Source organism: Limnohabitans radicicola (assembly GCF_014837235.1).
Classification (GTDB): Bacteria; Pseudomonadota; Gammaproteobacteria; order Burkholderiales; family Burkholderiaceae_C; genus Limnohabitans_A; species Limnohabitans_A radicicola.
Genome location: NZ_JACYFT010000001.1, coordinates 753,262 through 770,381 on the forward strand (window position 1 = coordinate 753,262; position 17,120 = coordinate 770,381).

The 17,120-nt window shown below is 62.9% G+C and carries 20 protein-coding genes; 10 read left to right on the forward strand and 10 right to left on the reverse strand.

The genetic code is table 11. The features are described from left to right. The first annotated feature begins 2 nt into the window (after positions 1-2). Together IC609_RS03780 and ybeY are read left to right on the forward strand one after the other, a co-directional pair. Complete coding sequence (locus IC609_RS03780; RefSeq protein ID WP_191818105.1) at positions 3-959, forward strand: PhoH family protein; 957 nt, start codon at positions 3-5, stop codon at positions 957-959. A gap of 2 nt (positions 960-961) precedes the next feature. After that, the gene (gene ybeY, locus IC609_RS03785; protein ID WP_191818106.1) at positions 962-1,417 is read left to right on the forward strand and encodes an rRNA maturation RNase YbeY; all 456 of its coding nucleotides are present in this window, start codon (positions 962-964) and stop codon (positions 1,415-1,417) included. 1 nt (position 1,418) lies between these two features. Here ybeY and dbpA read toward each other — a convergent pair whose 3' ends face one another. Genes dbpA through tyrS form a run of 4 tightly spaced genes read right to left on the reverse strand, consistent with a single transcriptional unit; the run spans position 1,419 to position 5,471 of the window. Then, positions 1,419-2,804 carry an ATP-dependent RNA helicase DbpA gene (dbpA, locus tag IC609_RS03790; protein ID WP_191818107.1) on the reverse strand — a complete coding sequence of 462 codons (1,386 nt, stop codon included), beginning with the start codon at positions 2,802-2,804 and terminating at the stop codon, positions 1,419-1,421. Between the two features lie 24 nt (positions 2,805-2,828). Then, positions 2,829-3,272, reverse strand: coding sequence for a D-aminoacyl-tRNA deacylase (gene dtd / locus IC609_RS03795; RefSeq protein ID WP_191818108.1), 444 nt, complete (start codon positions 3,270-3,272; stop codon positions 2,829-2,831). Next, entirely contained in the window at positions 3,269-4,195 is a 927-nt protein-coding gene (locus IC609_RS03800; RefSeq protein WP_191818109.1) for a cation diffusion facilitator family transporter, read from the reverse strand. Before IC609_RS03800 ends, dtd begins: the two co-directional genes overlap by 4 nt. A 43-nt stretch (positions 4,196-4,238) precedes the next feature. Next, positions 4,239-5,471, reverse strand: a complete 1,233-nt coding sequence (gene tyrS / locus IC609_RS03805) for a tyrosine--tRNA ligase (RefSeq protein ID WP_191818110.1) — start codon at positions 5,469-5,471, stop codon at positions 4,239-4,241. A 140-nt stretch (positions 5,472-5,611) separates the two neighbouring features. Between tyrS and IC609_RS03810 the strand changes: the two genes are divergently transcribed. Beyond that, on the forward strand, positions 5,612-7,075 hold the full coding sequence (locus IC609_RS03810; protein ID WP_191818111.1) for a M23 family metallopeptidase: 1,464 nt from the start codon (positions 5,612-5,614) through the stop codon (positions 7,073-7,075). A gap of 60 nt (positions 7,076-7,135) precedes the next feature. Further along, entirely contained in the window at positions 7,136-8,272 is a 1,137-nt protein-coding gene (locus IC609_RS03815) for an anhydro-N-acetylmuramic acid kinase (protein WP_191818112.1), read from the forward strand. Positions 8,273-8,311: 39 nt separating this feature from the next. Here IC609_RS03815 and erpA read toward each other — a convergent pair whose 3' ends face one another. From erpA to rplM, 3 genes are all read right to left on the reverse strand, one after another. Next, positions 8,312-8,677 (reverse strand): iron-sulfur cluster insertion protein ErpA, encoded by a 366-nt coding sequence (gene erpA, locus IC609_RS03820; RefSeq protein WP_191818113.1) that lies wholly within the window; start codon positions 8,675-8,677, stop codon positions 8,312-8,314. A 152-nt stretch (positions 8,678-8,829) separates the two neighbouring features. After that, on the reverse strand, positions 8,830-9,222 hold the full coding sequence (gene rpsI / locus IC609_RS03825; RefSeq protein ID WP_191818114.1) for a 30S ribosomal protein S9: 393 nt from the start codon (positions 9,220-9,222) through the stop codon (positions 8,830-8,832). A gap of 11 nt (positions 9,223-9,233) precedes the next feature. Continuing rightward, positions 9,234-9,665, reverse strand: a complete 432-nt coding sequence (gene rplM / locus IC609_RS03830; RefSeq protein WP_191818115.1) for a 50S ribosomal protein L13 — start codon at positions 9,663-9,665, stop codon at positions 9,234-9,236. 196 nt (positions 9,666-9,861) lie between these two features. Here rplM and IC609_RS03835 point away from each other — a divergent pair, with 196 nt between their 5' ends. From IC609_RS03835 to paaE, 6 genes are all read left to right on the forward strand, one after another. Further along, positions 9,862-10,752, forward strand: coding sequence for a 23S rRNA (adenine(2030)-N(6))-methyltransferase RlmJ (locus IC609_RS03835; protein ID WP_191818116.1), 891 nt, complete (start codon positions 9,862-9,864; stop codon positions 10,750-10,752). A 128-nt stretch (positions 10,753-10,880) separates the two neighbouring features. Further along, the gene (gene paaA / locus IC609_RS03840) at positions 10,881-11,909 is read left to right on the forward strand and encodes a 1,2-phenylacetyl-CoA epoxidase subunit PaaA (protein WP_191818117.1); all 1,029 of its coding nucleotides are present in this window, start codon (positions 10,881-10,883) and stop codon (positions 11,907-11,909) included. Then, positions 11,906-12,202 (forward strand): 1,2-phenylacetyl-CoA epoxidase subunit PaaB, encoded by a 297-nt coding sequence (gene paaB / locus IC609_RS03845; protein WP_191818118.1) that lies wholly within the window; start codon positions 11,906-11,908, stop codon positions 12,200-12,202. Before paaA ends, paaB begins: the two co-directional genes overlap by 4 nt. Before the next feature lie 8 nt (positions 12,203-12,210). After that, entirely contained in the window at positions 12,211-12,993 is a 783-nt protein-coding gene (gene paaC / locus IC609_RS03850; protein ID WP_191818119.1) for a 1,2-phenylacetyl-CoA epoxidase subunit PaaC, read from the forward strand. A 6-nt stretch (positions 12,994-12,999) separates the two neighbouring features. After that, complete coding sequence (gene paaD / locus IC609_RS03855) at positions 13,000-13,521, forward strand: 1,2-phenylacetyl-CoA epoxidase subunit PaaD (RefSeq protein ID WP_191818120.1); 522 nt, start codon at positions 13,000-13,002, stop codon at positions 13,519-13,521. Positions 13,522-13,534: 13 nt separating this feature from the next. Further along, positions 13,535-14,626 carry a 1,2-phenylacetyl-CoA epoxidase subunit PaaE gene (gene paaE, locus IC609_RS03860; RefSeq protein ID WP_191818121.1) on the forward strand — a complete coding sequence of 364 codons (1,092 nt, stop codon included), beginning with the start codon at positions 13,535-13,537 and terminating at the stop codon, positions 14,624-14,626. Between the two features lie 119 nt (positions 14,627-14,745). Here paaE and IC609_RS03865 read toward each other — a convergent pair whose 3' ends face one another. The 3 genes from IC609_RS03865 to IC609_RS03875 form a co-directional block, all read right to left on the reverse strand. Next, positions 14,746-15,345: an OmpW/AlkL family protein gene (locus IC609_RS03865; RefSeq protein WP_191818122.1), complete on the reverse strand. Its 600-nt coding sequence runs from the start codon at positions 15,343-15,345 to the stop codon at positions 14,746-14,748. A gap of 170 nt (positions 15,346-15,515) precedes the next feature. After that, entirely contained in the window at positions 15,516-16,337 is an 822-nt protein-coding gene (gene metF, locus IC609_RS03870; RefSeq protein WP_191818123.1) for a methylenetetrahydrofolate reductase [NAD(P)H], read from the reverse strand. 11 nt (positions 16,338-16,348) lie between these two features. Then, positions 16,349-17,116 carry a TlyA family RNA methyltransferase gene (locus tag IC609_RS03875; protein ID WP_191818124.1) on the reverse strand — a complete coding sequence of 256 codons (768 nt, stop codon included), beginning with the start codon at positions 17,114-17,116 and terminating at the stop codon, positions 16,349-16,351. Positions 17,117-17,120: the final 4 nt, after the last annotated feature.

The window sequence follows — 17,120 nt, forward strand, 5'->3', positions numbered from 1 at the left end:
CCTTGATCGTCAGACACACCTTCACCCCGCACAACAACACCCGCCTGTCCCACCTCTGCGGCCCGATGGACGCGCACCTGCGCAGCATCGAGGCAGGGCTGCAAGTGAGCATCGCCCACCGCCACGAACAGTTCAAAGTCGACGGCCCCAAGGCCCAGGCCCAACGCGCCATGGAGCTGCTGCAGGCCCTGTACGAGATGGCCGAACGCCCGATCGCCGCCGACACCCTGCAGCTGATGATGGCCGGTGACGGGGAAGATGGCGCCAGCGTGGCCCCCACGCTGCAAACCCGCCGCGCAGACCTGAAAGCCCGCACCCCGGTGCAGGCGGCCTACCTCGACAGCATTGCCACACACGACATCAGCTTTGGCATCGGGCCCGCGGGCACAGGCAAGACCTATCTGGCCGTGGCCAGCGCCGTGGACGCCCTGGAGCGCGCCAGCGTGCAACGCATCGTGCTGACCCGCCCGGCCGTGGAAGCGGGTGAGCGCCTGGGCTTTTTGCCGGGCGACCTGTCGCAAAAGGTGGACCCCTACCTGCGGCCCTTGTACGACGCGCTCTACGACCTGATGGGTTACGACAAGGTGCAAAAGGCCTTTGAGCGCAACGCACTCGAAATCGCCCCGCTGGCCTTCATGCGTGGACGCACCCTCAACAACGCCTTCGTGATCCTCGACGAGGCGCAAAACACCACCTCCGAGCAAATGAAGATGTTCCTCACCCGCATCGGCTTCGGTGCCAAAGCCGTCATCACGGGCGATGTGAGCCAGATCGACCTGCCCAAAGGCCAGTTGAGTGGACTGATCGACGCCGAGCGGGTGCTGCGGCGCGTCAAAGGCATTGCGTTCACCCGTTTCACCAGCGCCGACGTGGTGCGCCACCCGCTGGTGGCCCGGATCGTCGACGCCTACGATGCCCAAGGCAGTGCTGCGCGCCGCCGCACCACCAGCGAGGAATGACCATGGCCCTGAAACAACTCCAGCTGTCGCTGCAATTTGGCGACATCCCCTACGCAGCCCGCCACCGCGCAGCGCTCCCACGCCACGCGGTCGCCCGCGCCATCCGCCACGCACTGGCCGATGACGCCGAGATCACGGTGCGCATCGTGGGCGAAGAAGAAGGCCGAGCGTTGAATCTGGCTTACCGCAAAAAGGACTACGCCACGAATGTGCTGACGTTTGACTATGCGCAGGACCCGGTGGTGATGGCCGACCTGGTGCTGTGCGCCCCGGTCGTGGCCCGCGAGGCCAAAGAGCAAGGCAAGACGCTGGCCGCGCACTACGCGCATTTGCTGGTGCACGGCACCTTGCACGCCCAAGGCTGGGACCACGAGACCAGCACGGCCGATGCCGAGGAGATGGAGGCCTACGAGGTTGAGATTTTGGCGGGCTTGGGGCTCAAAAACCCTTACCTCTGAATCAAATCAAGCGCACCTTGACCGTTTTGCCCTTGATTTTGCCGCGTGAGAGCTGGGCCTCGACCTTTTTGGCCAACTCGGCCTGCACCGCCACATAGGTCGAAAACTCGTTGACATTGATCTTGCCGACCTGCTCGCGGGTCAGACCACACTCGCCCGCCAGCGCGCCCATCACGTCACCCGCGCGGATTTTTTCCTTGCGACCGCCGACGATCTGCAAGGTGCGCATGGGTGGCTGCAGTGACCCGCCAGCGGCGGGCGTCAGCCCCGACAACGGTGCCCACTGGGACTCGCGGCCCTGCATCACCTCGATCTTGCCGACCGCCCCCATCTCGTCCATGCTGGCCAGCGTGATCGCCAGCCCCTCGGCATCGCCCCGGCCCGTGCGGCCGATGCGGTGGATGTGGATTTCGGGGTCGGGTGTCACATCCACGTTGATCACGGCCTCCAGGCCTTCCACATCGAGCCCACGCGAGGCCACATCGGTGGCCACCAGCACCGAACAGCTGCGGTTGGCAAACTGCACCAGCACCTGGTCGCGTTCGCGCTGCTCCAGCTCGCCAAACAACGCCAGCGCGCTGTACCCCTGCGCCTGCAGCACCGCCACCAGATCGCGGCACTGCTGCTTGGTGTTGCAAAACGCGAGCGTGCGCTCGGGGCGGAAATGCGCCAGCAATTGGGGCACCACATCCAGGCGCTGGGTCTCGCTCACTTCATAAAACACCTGACGGATCTTGTGCGCACTGTGTTGCGCCTCGACCTTGACGGTCTGCGGCGCGCGCATGAACTGCGCCGCCAGCTTGGCGATGCCCTCGGGGTAAGTGGCCGAAAACAGCAACGTCTGGCGGTCTTTGGCGCACTGGCGCACCACCTTGGCGATGTCGTCAAAGAAACCCATGTCCAGCATGCGGTCGGCTTCGTCCAACACCAATGTGTTGACCTCGGCCAGGCTCAACGAGCCACGCTCCAGATGGTCCAAGATTCGGCCGGGCGTGCCCACCACCACATCGGCACCGTGCTCCAGGCTCACGGTCTGGCCACGCAGGGCCACACCGCCGCACAGGGTGACGACTTTCACGTTCTGCCGTGCACGGGCCAGGCGTCGGATCTCTTGTGTGACCTGGTCGGCCAGCTCGCGTGTGGGGCACAGCACCACCGCCTGCACCGGGGCGCTGGGCGAACCTGCACTTTGCAGGCGCTCGATCAGGGGCAGGCCAAAGGCGGCGGTCTTGCCGCTGCCCGTGCTGGCCTGGGCGATCAGGTCGTGCCCGGCCAAGGTGATGGGCAGGCTGGCCGCCTGGATGGGCGTCATCTGGGCGTAGCCCAGTTGTTCAAGGTTGTGGAGCGTGGCGGGAGAAAGGGAGAGTTGGGCAAAACGATCGGTCATGCCTCGATTATCCGTTGAGGTGCATCAGGCGGTCATGCGGATCGGGATGGTGATCGGACCGTCGTTGACCAAGGCCACTTTCATGTCGGTGGCAAACCGGCCCGTCTGCACCACCGGGTGTGCGGCCCGCGCCTGGGCCACAAAGTGCTCGTACAGACGCCGGCCTTCATCGGGCCTGGCTGCCTGCGTGAAGCTGGGACGGTTGCCACCCGCCACATCGGCGGCCAGCGTGAACTGACTCACCACCAGCAGGCCCCCGCCCACATCCTGCAGGCTGCGGTTCATCTTGCCTGCTTCGTCGCTGAAGATGCGCAGTTTGAGGATCTTGGCCAGCAGCTTGTCGGCCACCCCATCGCTGTCGCCGTGCTCGGCGCACAGCAGCACCAGCAGGCCATGGCCAATCTGGCCAATGACCTCGCCGTCAACCCGCACGCTCGCTTCGCTCACCCGCTGCAAAACCGTGATCATGCTGCGTCCTTCGGGTCGTCGAAATGCGCTTCCACGTCGTCCGGCAGCAGCTGGATGGTGGCGCGCAAACCGGGCACCGCTTGCATCAGGGCTTTCTCGACCCGACTGCGCAAGTCGGCGGCATGGCCCAGCGACCAATTCGAGGGCATGTGCATGTGCATGTCCACAAAGCGGCGCTGTCCGGCTTTGCGGGTGACCACATGGTCAAAACGCACCACATCGCGTCCATCGATGGCATACACAAACTGCCCCAGCACCTGCTGGATGTCGTGCTGAATTTCGGACTCGACCGCCTCGTCCATCAGCCCCTGCGAGGACTGCCAGACCAAATGCGCACCTTCTTTCAGGATGTTGAGCGCCACGGCCATGGCCACCACCGCATCCAGCCAGAGCCAGCCCGTCACACCCACCAGCACAATGCCCAACACCACGCCGATCGAAGTCCACACATCGGTGACCAGATGCCGTGCATCGGCTTCGAGCGCCAAGGAACGGTGCTCGCGGGCAGCGCGAAACATCACCCAGGCCAGCAAACCGTTGAGCACCGAGCTGCCCACCGACAACGCCAGCCCCAAGCCCACCTGCTCCAGTGGCTGGGGGTCGAACACACGGTGGCTTGCGGCCCAGAGGATGCCCAGACCTGCCACGATGATAAGGATGCCCTCGAAGCCGGAAGAAAAGTATTCGGCCTTGTGGTGTCCGTAAGGGTGGTCTTCATCGGGTGGCGACTCGGCCACAGTGACCATCAGCAGCCCAAACATGGCACTGGCCAGGTTGACCAGTGACTCCATCGCGTCCGACAGCAAGCCGACCGAGTCGGTCAGCCACCAGGCCAGCGTTTTGAGGGCGATGGTGACCAGCGCCACACCCACCGATGCCATGAGCAGGCGCTTGGGGGTCAGCCAGACAGAAATGGAGTTCATGGCAACAGCATACGCCTGGCCGATGGCAGCCGGATGATCCGGGTCAGCTGAGCGTCACTTTGGCAAATTTGCGCTTGCCCACCTGGACCACGTAGGTGCCCGCGTCCAGCTTGAGGCCCTTGTCGCTGACCACACTGGAGTCCACACGCACGCCGCCGCCCTCGATCAGGCGGTTGGCTTCGCTGGTGGACGGGGCCAGGCCCGCCGACTTGAGCAAAGCGCCGATGCCCAACGGTGCGCCAGACAACGCCACTTCGGGGATGTCATCGGGCACGCCGCCCTTGCTGCGGTTGATGAAATCCTGCTCGGCCGCATCGGCCGCCGCTGCGCTGTGGAAACGTGTGGTGATTTCCTTGGCCAGCATGACTTTGGCGTCTTTCGGATTGCGCCCACCCTCGACTTCCTTTTTCAACGCCTCGATCTCGGCCATCGACTTGAACGACAGCAGGGTGTACCAGCGCCACATCAGGGTGTCGGAGATGGAGAGCACCTTGGCGAACATGCTGTTGGCCTCTTCGGTGATGCCGATGTAGTTGTTTTTGGATTTGGACATCTTGTCCACGCCGTCCAGGCCTTCAAGCAGCGGCATGGTCAAAATGCACTGCGGCTCCTGGCCATACTCGGCCTGCAGGTGGCGACCCATCAGCAGGTTGAACTTTTGATCGGTGCCGCCCAACTCCAGATCGCTCTTGAGCGCCACCGAGTCGTAGCCCTGCATCAGCGGGTACAGGAACTCGTGCACACTGATCGGTGTGCCCGCATGGAAGCGGTCATGGAAGTCGTTGCGCTCCATCATGCGGGCCACGGTGTACTTAGCGGCCAGCTGGATCATGCCCATCGAACCCAAGGGTAGCGACCACTCACTGTTGTAGCGAATCTCTGTTTTTGCGGGATCGAGCACCAGGCTGGCCTGTTTGTAGTAGGTCTCGGCGTTGGCTTTGATCTGCTCGGGCGTGAGGGGTGGGCGGGTGCTGTTGCGGCCCGAGGGGTCACCGATCAGGCTGGTGAAGTCTCCAATCAAAAAGATCACCTGGTGCCCCAGATCCTGCAACTGGCGCATCTTGTTGAGCACCACGGTGTGGCCGATGTGGATGTCCGGCGCGGTCGGGTCCAGCCCGAGTTTGATGCGCAGCGGCACGCCTGTGGCCTCGGATTTGGCCAGTTTTTGCAGCCAATCCTCCTTGGGAATCAGCTCCTCACAGCCACGCAGCGTGACGTCCATCGCCTCACGGGTCTTGTCCGTGACCGGGAATTTTGTAACAAGCGCTTGATTCATAAGGGTTTTTTCTAAAGTCGATCAGGTCATTCACGGTAGAATGATTCCTTTGGGCAGATCCTGCATTTTAGTGGTCGCCCTACCCATTTATCCGGCTTGTCGTTTGTCCTCCAAAGACAAGCCCGCCAACAAACAAGTTCATGTCCCTTTTGTCCCATTTGCTCACACATGCCGTGGCCTGGCTGGTCCAGAGCCTGCAGTGGCTGGTGGTGCTGGTCGGCAAGACCCTGCTGGGTGTCCAGCATGTCCTGGCCTGGCTCGACAGTGCGCACCCGCTGGCCACTTTCTCACGCCCCTTCACCCGCTTTGTGCAGCGCTACCCCAAGCGCATCGTCACGGTGCTGACCTCGGCGCTCCTGGCCGCTGGCGGCGGCGCATTTGCCGTGGCCAACCTCGGCCCTGACGCCTCCAAACTGCCCGTCGTCAACCTGACCGAACCGGTCATTGTGAGCGGCCTCGACGCCCAAGCCCAAGCACTGGACCTGCGCGACCTCAAACTGATGCGCAGCGATACCACCCGCAGCGCCGACACCCCCGAAAGCCTGCTGCGCCGACTGGGCTTGTCCGACCCCGAGGCCGCACGCTTCTTGCGCCAAAACGCCCAGGCCCGCGAAGTCCTCTCGCGCGCAGGCCGTTCGGTCTCTGCCGAAGCCGATGCGTCCCAACAGCTGACCGAAATGACCGTGCGCTGGCTGCGCAACGAAACCGACGCCCAGTTTCAGCGCTGGGTGCTGAGCCGCACAGCACAAGGCCTGTCGGCACGCCTCGAAACCGTGCCCATGACCGCCAGCATCCGCATGTCCGGTGGCACGGTGTCCAGCTCGCTGTACGCGGCCAGCGACGAAGTGCGACTGCCCGACACGGTGGTCAGCCAGCTCACCGACATCTTCTCCAGCCAGATCGACTTCCACAAAACCCTGCGCAAAGGCGCCCGCTTTGCGGTCGTCTACGAAGTGCTCGAAGCCGATGGCGAACCCCTGCGTGCCGGCAAGGTGCTGAGCGCCGAGTTCGTCAACGGCAACAAGACCTACGAAGCCGTCTGGTTCCAGGAGCCCGGCAAGAAAGGCAACTACTACGCCTTTGACGGCAGCAGCCTGCGCCGCGCCTACCTGGCATCGCCTGTCCCGTTTTCGCGCAAAACCAGCGGCTTCAGCATGCGCCTGCACCCGATCTTCCAGACCCTGCAGGCCCACCGCGGTGTGGACTACGCCGCACCGTCTGGCACACCGGCCCACTCGGTGGGTGATGGCGTGGTCGACTTTGCAGGTGTGCAGGGCGGCTTTGGCAATGTGGTCATCGTGCGCCATGGCAACAGCCACAGCACGGTCTACGCCCACCTGAGCCGCATCCATGTGCGCAAAGGCCAGACCGTCACTCAAGGCCAAGTCGTCGGTGCCGTGGGCAGCACCGGCTGGTCCACAGGGCCACACCTGCATTTCGAGTTCCGAGTCAATGGCGTCCACGTCGACCCACAGACCATCATTCAGCAAGCGCAAAGCACGCCTATCTCGCCATCCGCACGCATGGCCTTCAAGCAAACCGCGCAAGCCTCGCGTGCGCAACTCATGGCCGCCGCGCAAATGCGCGAAAGCACCGACCAATGACCGGACAACCGGTGACCAAGGGGCTCTGCGGAGCCCCTTTTTTCTGAGCCATTGCGACCCATGTCCACCGATGCCCTCTTCATCGGCCTGATGTCCGGCACCTCGCTCGACGGCGTGGACGGCGTGCTCGCCCGCTTCAGCCCCGACGGCACCATGCAGGTTCAGGCCCACGCATTCAACCCCTTCCCCGACGCCTTCAAGGCGGAGTTGCTGCAGCTCAACCAGAGCGGACCCGACGAGCTTCACCGCGCGGCCCTGGCAGGCAACGGCATCGCCCGCCATTACGCCCAGGTGGTGCAAGCGCTGCTGGCCCAAACCGGCCATGCACCTGAAGCTGTCACCGCCATCGGCGCGCACGGCCAGACCGTGCGCCACCGCCCGCTGGAGTTTGACGGCTTGCCCGACCAACCCGCGGTGGGCTACACCCTGCAGCTGAACAACCCGTCACTGCTTGCCGAGCTGAGCGGCATTGACGTGGTGGCCGACTTCCGCTCGCGCGACCTCGCTGCAGGCGGTCAAGGCGCTCCGCTCGTGCCTGCTTTTCACCAAGGCGTGTTCGGTCAATCGCAAGGCTGCGTGGCGGTGCTCAACATCGGTGGCATCTCCAACCTGAGCGTGCTGCAGCCCGACGGCCATGTGATGGGGTGGGACTGCGGCCCCGGCAACGCCCTGATGGACCACTGGTGTCAGACCCACACCGGCCAAGCCTTTGACCGCAACGGCGACTGGGCCGCCACAGGCCAGACCTCACACACGCTGCTGGAACGTCTGCTGGGCGAAAGCTACCTCAGCAAACAGCCCCCCAAAAGCACGGGGCGAGACCTCTTCAACCCTGCCTGGCTACAGCAGCACCTCAGCAACTTGCCCGATCTGCCTGCGCAAGACATCCAGGCCACGCTCACCGCTTTCACAGCCCAGGCTTGCGTGCGCGACGTACACGCACACGCCCCGGGTGCGCAACGGCTGATCGTGTGTGGAGGAGGCGCATTCAATGGACATTTGATGTCACTGCTGGCACAAGGCCTGCCGGGTGTGCCGGTGGTCAGCAGCGAAGCGCACGGCCTGCCGCCGCTGCAGGTGGAGGCTGCCGCCTTTGCCTGGCTGGCCTTCAAGGCGGTGCGCCGGGAACCGGCCAGCCTGACAAGCGTCACGGGCGCCCGAGGCGCCCGTGTGTTGGGGGCCGTGTATCCACGCTGACCCCCACTGTGTGGTGTGCGGCCTGCAGGCCGCAAAAGCTCAGACCGAGAAAGACGAGCCGCAACCGCAGGTGGTCGTGGCGTTCGGGTTCTTGATCACAAACTGGGCGCCTTGCAAGTCTTCCTTGTAGTCGATCTCGGCACCGATCAGGTACTGGTAGCTCATCGCATCGATCAGCAGCGACACACCGTTCTTGCTCATGGTGGTGTCGTCTTCGTTGGTGATCTCGTCGAACGTGAAGCCGTATTGAAAGCCCGAGCAGCCGCCGCCTTGCACAAACACACGCAGCTTCAAATCCGGATTGCCTTCTTCGGCGATCAGGTCGGCCACCTTGGCCGCCGCGCTGTCTGTGAAGACGATGGGAGCGGGCATGTCGGTCTGGATGTTTTCTGCAACTGCACTCATGGTGTTTCTCCGGTCAATGGCAAATAGTATAGCGCCGCGCTGGGTTATTCCCATCGGCACAGGCCATTAACGCTACTGGCATTGGGGCTTTCGCCCATGAAAAAAGCCGCAACAGCGAACCGTTGCGGCTTTTGGCAAAACAAGAAAGCGGATTAACGCTTCGAGAATTGCTTGCGGCGACGAGCAGAGTGGAAGCCGACTTTTTTACGTTCAACTTCACGGGCGTCGCGAGTGACGAAACCAGCTTGGCTCAGCACGGGCTTGAGCGTTGCATCGTAGTCAATCAGGGCGCGGGTGATGCCGTGACGGGTTGCACCGGCTTGGCCGGATTCACCGCCGCCGTGGACGTTGACCTGGATGTCGAAAGTTTCGGCATGGTTGGTCAGCATCAGGGGCTGCTTGGCGATCATGATCGAAGTCTCGCGGCCGAAGTAGGCTTGGATGTCCTTGCCATTGACCGTGATCTTGCCAGTGCCTTTTTTCAGAAACACGCGGGCGACGCTGGATTTGCGACGGCCTGTGCCATTGTTCCATTCACCAATCATCTCAAGGCTCCTTAGATGTCCAGCACTTTAGGCTGTTGGGCGGTGTGTGGATGCTCAGCGCCGCCATACACCTTGAGTTTCTTGATCATGGCGTAACCGAGTGGGCCCTTGGGCAGCATGCCCTTGACAGCCTTCTCGAGTGCGCGGCCAGGGTGCTTGGCTTGCATGTCGCGGAAGTTGGTTTGTGTGATACCGCCGGGGAAGCCCGAGTGACGGTAGTACATCTTGTCGAGGTTCTTGGTGCCAGTCACTTTGAGCTGGGCAGCATTGATGATGACGATGAAGTCACCGGTGTCGACGTGAGGCGTGTAAATGGCCTTGTGTTTGCCGCGCAAACGGAGAGCAACTTCGCTGGCTACTCGTCCGAGGACCTTGTCGGTCGCGTCAATCACAAACCACTCGTGCACGACCTCAGCGGGTTTGGCGCTGAAAGTTGTAGTCATGAGTTTTCTCTTTAAAGAAAGGTTTGTCGGGTCCTTTTCCACGGTCGGTGCTCCTCTTTTGGGAGCCTCTTAGGTGGGAATATGCCCTGCCTTTACAGGCGCGAGCGTCTTCGCCGCGGGACCACAAAATCGCTGCGAAGCCTGCCATTATACGAAAAATCAAGGACTTGCGGAAGTTATTGGTTACCATCGACGCATGTTCAGTTATCGACACGCCTTCCATGCGGGCAACCATGCAGACGTGCTCAAGCACATCACGCTGCTCGCCACCCTGCGCCACCTCATGCAAAAAGAGGCCGGCATCACCCTGATCGACACCCATTCGGGGGCAGGCCTGTACCGGCTGGACGGTGATTACTCCCAAAAAGGTGCCGAGGCCGAAGACGGCCTGTTCAAGCTGCTCGAAGCGGTGGAAACCGCCGACTCGGTGCCCGAACCCGTGCAGGACTACCTCGACCAGATCGCCAGCTTCAACCCCGGCGGCGTGGCCAAGGTCTACCCCGGCTCCCCCTTCTTGATGCAGCGCCTCATGCGCCACGCGTCGCGCGACCGCCTGCGCCTGTTCGAGCTGCACCCCACCGACAGCAAGTCGCTGGCTTCCAACATCGCCCAGCTCGACGCCGGCCGCACCATCACCGTCAGCCGCGAGGATGGCTTTGAGGCCCTCAAAAAGCTGCTGCCGCCACCCGCCTCGGCCACCGGCTCCAAGCGGGCCATGGTGCTGATCGACCCCAGCTACGAAATCAAATCCGACTACGTCAAAGTGGCCAACGTCATCCAGGAGTACCTCAAACGCTTCTCGACCGGCACTTACCTGGTCTGGTACCCGATCATCCCGCGCCCCGAAGCACACGAGCTGCCCCGGCGCCTGCGCACCCTGGCCAACCAGGCCCAAAAACCCTGGCTCAACGCCACCCTGGCGATTGGCCGCGGCCCTGGCGACGAAGGCGGCCTCACGGCCAGCGGCATGTTCGTCATCAACCCCCCTTTCACCCTCAAAGACCAGGTGCGCAATGCCCTGGACCTGGTCGGCCCGGCGCTCGCACGCGGCAACGGCAAAGAATGGAAAGTCGAAGGCTCCAACTGATCCCCAGCGGCAAGCTCAGGGAAAGTCCTGATCTGCCCCAGAACAATTAACCGACCGATCGGTCGGTTAATTGTTATACTTCTCACCGCGCCACGATCATTCCATCCTGTTCGGCGCAGGAGAAGCCCATGTACACGCAATCCTTCAGCGTTTCCGACCAGGACGACGCCAAATCCGCAGGCCTCAAGGCCGTGCCCAAACAAGCCAGCGCCAGCGAACAAGCGCTGCAAGCCCAATTTGACGAGCGCATCGACGCCAATGGCCGCATCGAGCCCCGCGAGTGGATGCCCGAGGCCTACCGCAAGACCCTGGTGCGCCAGATCAGCCAGCACGCCCACAGCGAAATCGTGGGCATGCTGCCCGAAGGCAACTGGATCAGCCGCGCGCCCAGCCTCAAACGCAAAGCCATCCTGATCGCCAAAGTGCAGGACGAAGGCGGTCACGGCCTTTACCTGTACAGCGCAGCCGAGACCCTGGGCACCAGCCGCGACCAGATGCTCGACGCCCTGCACACCGGCAAGGCCAAATACAGCTCCATCTTCAACTACCCCACGCTCAACTGGGCCGATGTGGGCGTGATCGGCTGGCTGGTCGATGGCGCGGCCATCATGAACCAGATCCCGCTGTGCCGTTGCTCGTATGGGCCCTACGCCCGCGCCATGGTGCGCGTGTGCAAGGAAGAGTCCTTCCACCAGCGCCAGGGCTACGAAGCCCTGCTGGTCATGATGCAAGGCACGGCCGAGCAAAAAGCCATGGTGCAAGACGCCGTTAACCGCTGGTGGTGGAAGTGCCTGGCCATGTTCGGGCCGCCCGACGCCGACAGCCCCAACAGCGCGCAAGGCATGCGCTGGGGCATCAAGCGCATCAGCAATGACGATCTGCGTCAGAAATTTGTCGACGCCACCGTGCCGCAAGCCAAAGTACTGGGCGTGACCCTGCCCGACCCCGACCTGAAGTGGAACGAAGCCCGTCAGGCCCACGACTACGGCCAGATCGACTGGGACGAGTTCTGGTCCACCGTCAACGGCAATGGACCCTGCAACAAAGAGCGCCTGGGTGCCCGCGTCAAGGCCTGGAACGACGGTGCCTGGGTGCGTGATGCCGCCCTGGCTCACGCCAAGAAACAACAAGCGCGTCAACTGAAGGAAGCAGCATGAGCACACCCGCACTCAAGGAATGGCCCCTCTGGGAAGTTTTTGTCCGCAGCAAACAAGGCTTGGAACACAAGCACTGCGGCAGCCTGCACGCCTCCGACGCGCAACACGCCCTGCAAATGGCCCGCGACGTCTACACCCGCCGCCAGGAAGGCGTGAGCATCTGGGTGGTGCCCTCGGCCACCATCTCGGCGAGCGAACCCAACGACAAGAGCGAGTTCTTCGAGCCCGCCAGCGACAAGGTGTACCGCCACCCGACTTTCTATGAAATCCCCGAAGAAGTGGGGCACATGTGAGCGCCACCATGAACGCCCCTGTTGACTACCTGCTGCACCTCGCCGACAACGCGCTGATCCTGGGTCAGCGCAACGCCGAATGGTGCGGCCACGGCCCCATCCTCGAAGAAGACATCGCGCTGTCCAACAACAGCCTGGACCTGATCGGCCAGGCACGCATGCTGTACCAGCACGCCGCTGCGCAAATCGGCAAGGGCGCCACCGAAGACACGCTGGCCTACTTCCGCGACGTACCGGATTTCCGCAACTACACCCTGTGTGAGTTGCCCCACATGCCGCTGATGGCCGCCACCTCAGCGGGCGACCGCGACTTTGCGATGACCATCGTGCGCAACTTCCTCTACAGCAGCCTGATGGTGCTGGTGTGGGACCAGCTGCAAAACTCCAAAGATGCGCAACTGGCCGCCATTGCCGCCAAATCGCTCAAGGAAGCACGCTACCACCTGCGCCACTCCCGCGACTGGCTGGTGCGCCTGGGCGACGGCACCGAGGTCTCGCACGCCAAAGTGCAAGCCGCGCTCGACCAACTGCTGCCCTACACGCAGGAATTCTGGAGCACCAGCCCGCAGGAATCTGCGGCACTGGCCAACGGCACCGGCATCGACATGGCCGCGCTGCAGGCCGACTGGAACCAGATCGTGGACGAAGCCCTGCAAGAGGCCACACTGCAGCGCCCTGCAGCAGGCGGTTTTGTGCCCACCGGCAAGCAAGGCATCCACTCGGAGCACCTGGGCTTCGTGCTGGCCGAAATGCAGAGCCTGGCGCGTCAGCACCCTGGCGCCACCTGGTAAGCCCCGATGACCACCACCCTGACCGCAGCAGAACAGGCCTGGCAATTGCTCGAAGGCCTGAGTGACCCGGAAATCCCGGTCATCACCCTGCGCGAGCTGGGCATCCTGCGCGACGTGCGCGAGGGCGCTGCAGGCCTGGAAGTGGTCATCACCCCCACCTACAGCGGCTGCCCGGCGATGGGTCAGATCGAAGACGACGTGAAGGCCGCACTCGCCACAGCGGGCCTGCAGGCCACGGTGGTCACACAGCTCGCCCCCGCCTGGACCACCGACTGGATGACCGACGCCGCCCGCGAGAAACTGCGCGCCTACGGCATCGCGCCGCCGCATGCCTGCGCCAGCGAAAAACCGGGCGCGGCCAACGTGGTGCAGTTCGCGGCACGCGGGGCCAAACCTGAAGCGGTGCACTGCCCGCAGTGCGGCTCCGCCAACACCACCGAAACCTCCCACTTCGGCTCCACTGCCTGCAAGGCCCTGTACCGGTGCCTCGATTGCATGGAACCGTTCGACTACTTCAAACCCTACTAAAAAGCGACCCATCATGCGCTTTCATGACCTGACCGTTGCCCGCGTGACGCCCGAAGCCGCGGGTGCAGTGGCCATCACCCTGGCCGTGCCTGCTGACCTGCGCACGCAGTTCGACTTCCAGCCCGGCCAGTTCCTCACCGTGCGTGCCGACATTGAGGGTACCGACGTGCGCCGCAGCTACTCGATCAGCTCGGCCCGCAGCCAGCTGCAGCGCGGCGAGCTCGAACTGGGCATCCGCCCCGTCGAAGGCGGCGTGTTCTCCAACTGGGCCGCGTCAACGCTCAAGGCCGGTGACACCCTGCGTGTGATGCCGCCCGATGGCCGCTTCACCGTGCAAAAGCAGCGCGCCATCCACCGCGTGGGCTTTGCCGCAGGCTCGGGCATCACACCCATCCTGTCGATTTTGGCCACCACGCTCGAAGAACAGCCCGACGCCAAATTCACGCTCGTCTACGGCAACCGCCGCATGGACAGCGTGATGTTCAACGAAGCGCTGCAGGACTTGAAGGACCGCTACCCCTCGCGTCTGACGCTGATCCACATCCTCTCGCGCCAGGCCCAGGAAGTGCCCTTACTCGAAGGCCGCATCGACGCCGCCAAAGTGCGCGCCATCATCGACGCCTTCCTGCCTGTGGGCAGCATGGACGAAGTCTTCATCTGCGGCCCCGAAGCCATGATTGAGGAAACCGAAAAGACCTTGCTCGATGCAGGCGTCAAGGCCGACCGCATCCGCACCGAACGCTTCACCTCGCCCACGCTCGAAGCCCTGAGCCCCGAGCAAAAAGCCAAAGCCGTGCTGGGCCACCCCGCCACACGCGATGGCGGCGAAGTCCAGCTCACGGTGGTGCTCGACGGCAAGCCCTACGACATGCCGATGAACAAGAACGAGAAGATCCTCGACATCGCCTTGGCCATGGGCCTGGACCTGCCCTACTCGTGCAAGGGCGGCGTGTGCTGCACCTGCCGCTGCAAGGTCACCGAAGGCACAACCGAGATGGACAAGAACTTCACGCTCGAAAAGCCCGAAGTCGACCAAGGTTTCGTGCTGTCGTGTCAGGCGCGCCCCACCAGCAGCCGTGTGGTGGTGAGCTTCGACGAGCGCTGAAATTTTTCGCAGCGAGAGGATCGCGCATCATATGTAGGAGCCCCGCCCCCGGGGCGTTGGGGCTGTGGCTGAGCACAGGCCCCAATCGCGGCGAGGGCACCGCTCCTACAAGCCCGGCTTCAGAAGCGGTAGCCCACGCCCACCGCCGCAGCCACGGGGTCGAGCTTGAGGGTGCCTGCACTGGTGCCACCCGAGTAAACGTGGCTCTTGATGTAGATCTTCTTCACGTCCAGGTTGATCGACCAGTTCTTGTCCAGCGGAATGTCCACACCCGCCTGCAAAGCGCCGCCCCAGCTGTCGCCATCGAGTTTGGCGGCACCGCCCAGGATGTTGACCTTGCTGATGTCGGTGTAGTTGATGCCCACCCCCACATAAGGCTTGTAACCTGGCAGCCCAGTGAAGTGGTACTGCGCCAGCAAGGTGGGCGGCAAGTGCTTGAACGTGCCGATCTGCGTGCCGTTGCTGTAGACCTTCTGCTCTTGCGGGACTGTCAAAATCAATTCGGCCGCGATATTGGGCGTGAAGAAATAAGTGACATCAACCTCAGGAATGGTCTTGTTGTTGACGGCCAAACCCAGACCTGTGCTGTCCTTGTTGGACATGTCCAAATGAACGGCACGCGCACGCACCAGCCAGGCGCCCTCCGAGGCGGTCTGCGCCATGACAGAAGATGCCACACCAGCGACCAAAACAGCGGCAGCGACGATTTGTTTTTTCATTTCCGATTCCTTTGTTGAAACACGAGAGAACTCCCTCTCCAGTGCATTGGAACCGGACCATCAATCCTGCGGTTTGATCAAACGCAAAGCGGACAGGCGGCTGCGCCCTCAGATGACCAGGTCTTGCGGAACATCAAGAAATGCTGTCAGGCCGCCCCCTTGGGTGCGCCTCACAACCGACGCAATATCTCTGTCGTGGCAGCGCTCTGGTTCATGGTGTAGAAGTGCAGCGCAGGCACACCCGCCGTCACCAACTGGTCGCACAGGTCGGTCACCACGTCCAGGCCAAACGCCTTGATCGAGGCGATGTCATCGCCATAGGCCTGCAGGCGCAAACGGATCCAGCGCGGGATCTCGGCGCCACACGCGTCCGAAAAGCGCAGCAACTGCGACGAACTGGTGATCGGCATGATGCCCGGCACCACCGGCACATCCACCCCCAGCTTGTGTGCATCGTCCACAAAACGGAAATACGCATCGCTGTTGAAGAAGTACTGGGTGATCGCTGAATTTGCACCCGCCCGCGCCTTGGTGGCAAAAGCCTGTAAGTCCGACTCGGGCGACTTGGCCTGGGGATGCACCTCGGGGTAGGCGGCCACTTCGATGTGGAAGTCATCGCCCGTCTCGGCGCGGATGAATGCCACCAAATCGCTCGCGTAGTGAAACTCACCACCCGCACCATAGCCGCTGGGCAAGTCGCCACGCAAAGCCACCAGGCGCTTGACACCCATGGCCTTGAGCGTGGCCAGTTCTTCGCGCACCGACGCTTTGGTCGCGCCAATGCACGAGAAGTGCGAAGCTGCCTGCCCCCCCTCGGCAATGATCTCGCCCACCGTGGCAAAGGTGCCCTCTTGCGTGGAACCACCAGCCCCATAGGTCACCGAGCAGAACTCAGGCTTGAGCGCATACAGCTGCTGGCGCACCGCACGCAGCTTCTCGGCGCCCTCAGGTGTCTTGGGTGGAAAAAATTCAAAACTCACGGGCAAATTCATGGCTCGCCTCTTCATCCATTCACTGCAGGCCGAACAGCCTGCACAAAAAATTCCCGGTTGCCGTCTCCGCCGGCTATCGGGCTGTCCAACCAGGCCACCACCGTCAGACCCAGCTCGGTCAATGCCGTACGCAAGCGCTGCTCGATGAACGGGTAATGGCTCTCATCTTTGACAATCCCGCCCTTGCCCACCTGACCCGGCTGCAACTCGAACTGGGGTTTGACCAGCATCAACAACTGCCCGCCGGGCTTGAGGAAAGGCACCACACCGGGCAAGACCAGCGTGAGCGAGATGAACGACACATCGCCCACCAACAGGTCAAAACCTTCCTCCGCGTCAGGAATGCGTTCATCGCCTGGCACCAGCTCGCGGGCATTCACGCCCTCGATGCACACCACACGCTCGTCGGCCTGGATGCGCGGATGCACCTGCGCATGCCCCACATCGATGCCCACCACCTGCGCCGCTCCTTGCTGCAACAGGCAATCGGTGAACCCACCGGTGCTCTGCCCCACATCCAGACAACGCAGGCCTTCGACCTGAACGCCCGTGGCGCGCAAAGCGCCTTCGAGCTTGAGACCGCCGCGAGACACATAACGCGATTCGGCGTCGTCCAGCAACTGCAACTCGGCACCCGCAGGCACCTCGTCCTTGTTCTTCACGATCGCACGCCACTCGCCATTGGGCTGCAGCCAGCGCACACCCCCGGCAATCAGGCGTTGCGCCTGCGAACGGGAAACCGCCAGGCCACGTTCCACCAGGAGTTGGTCAATGCGCATCAAA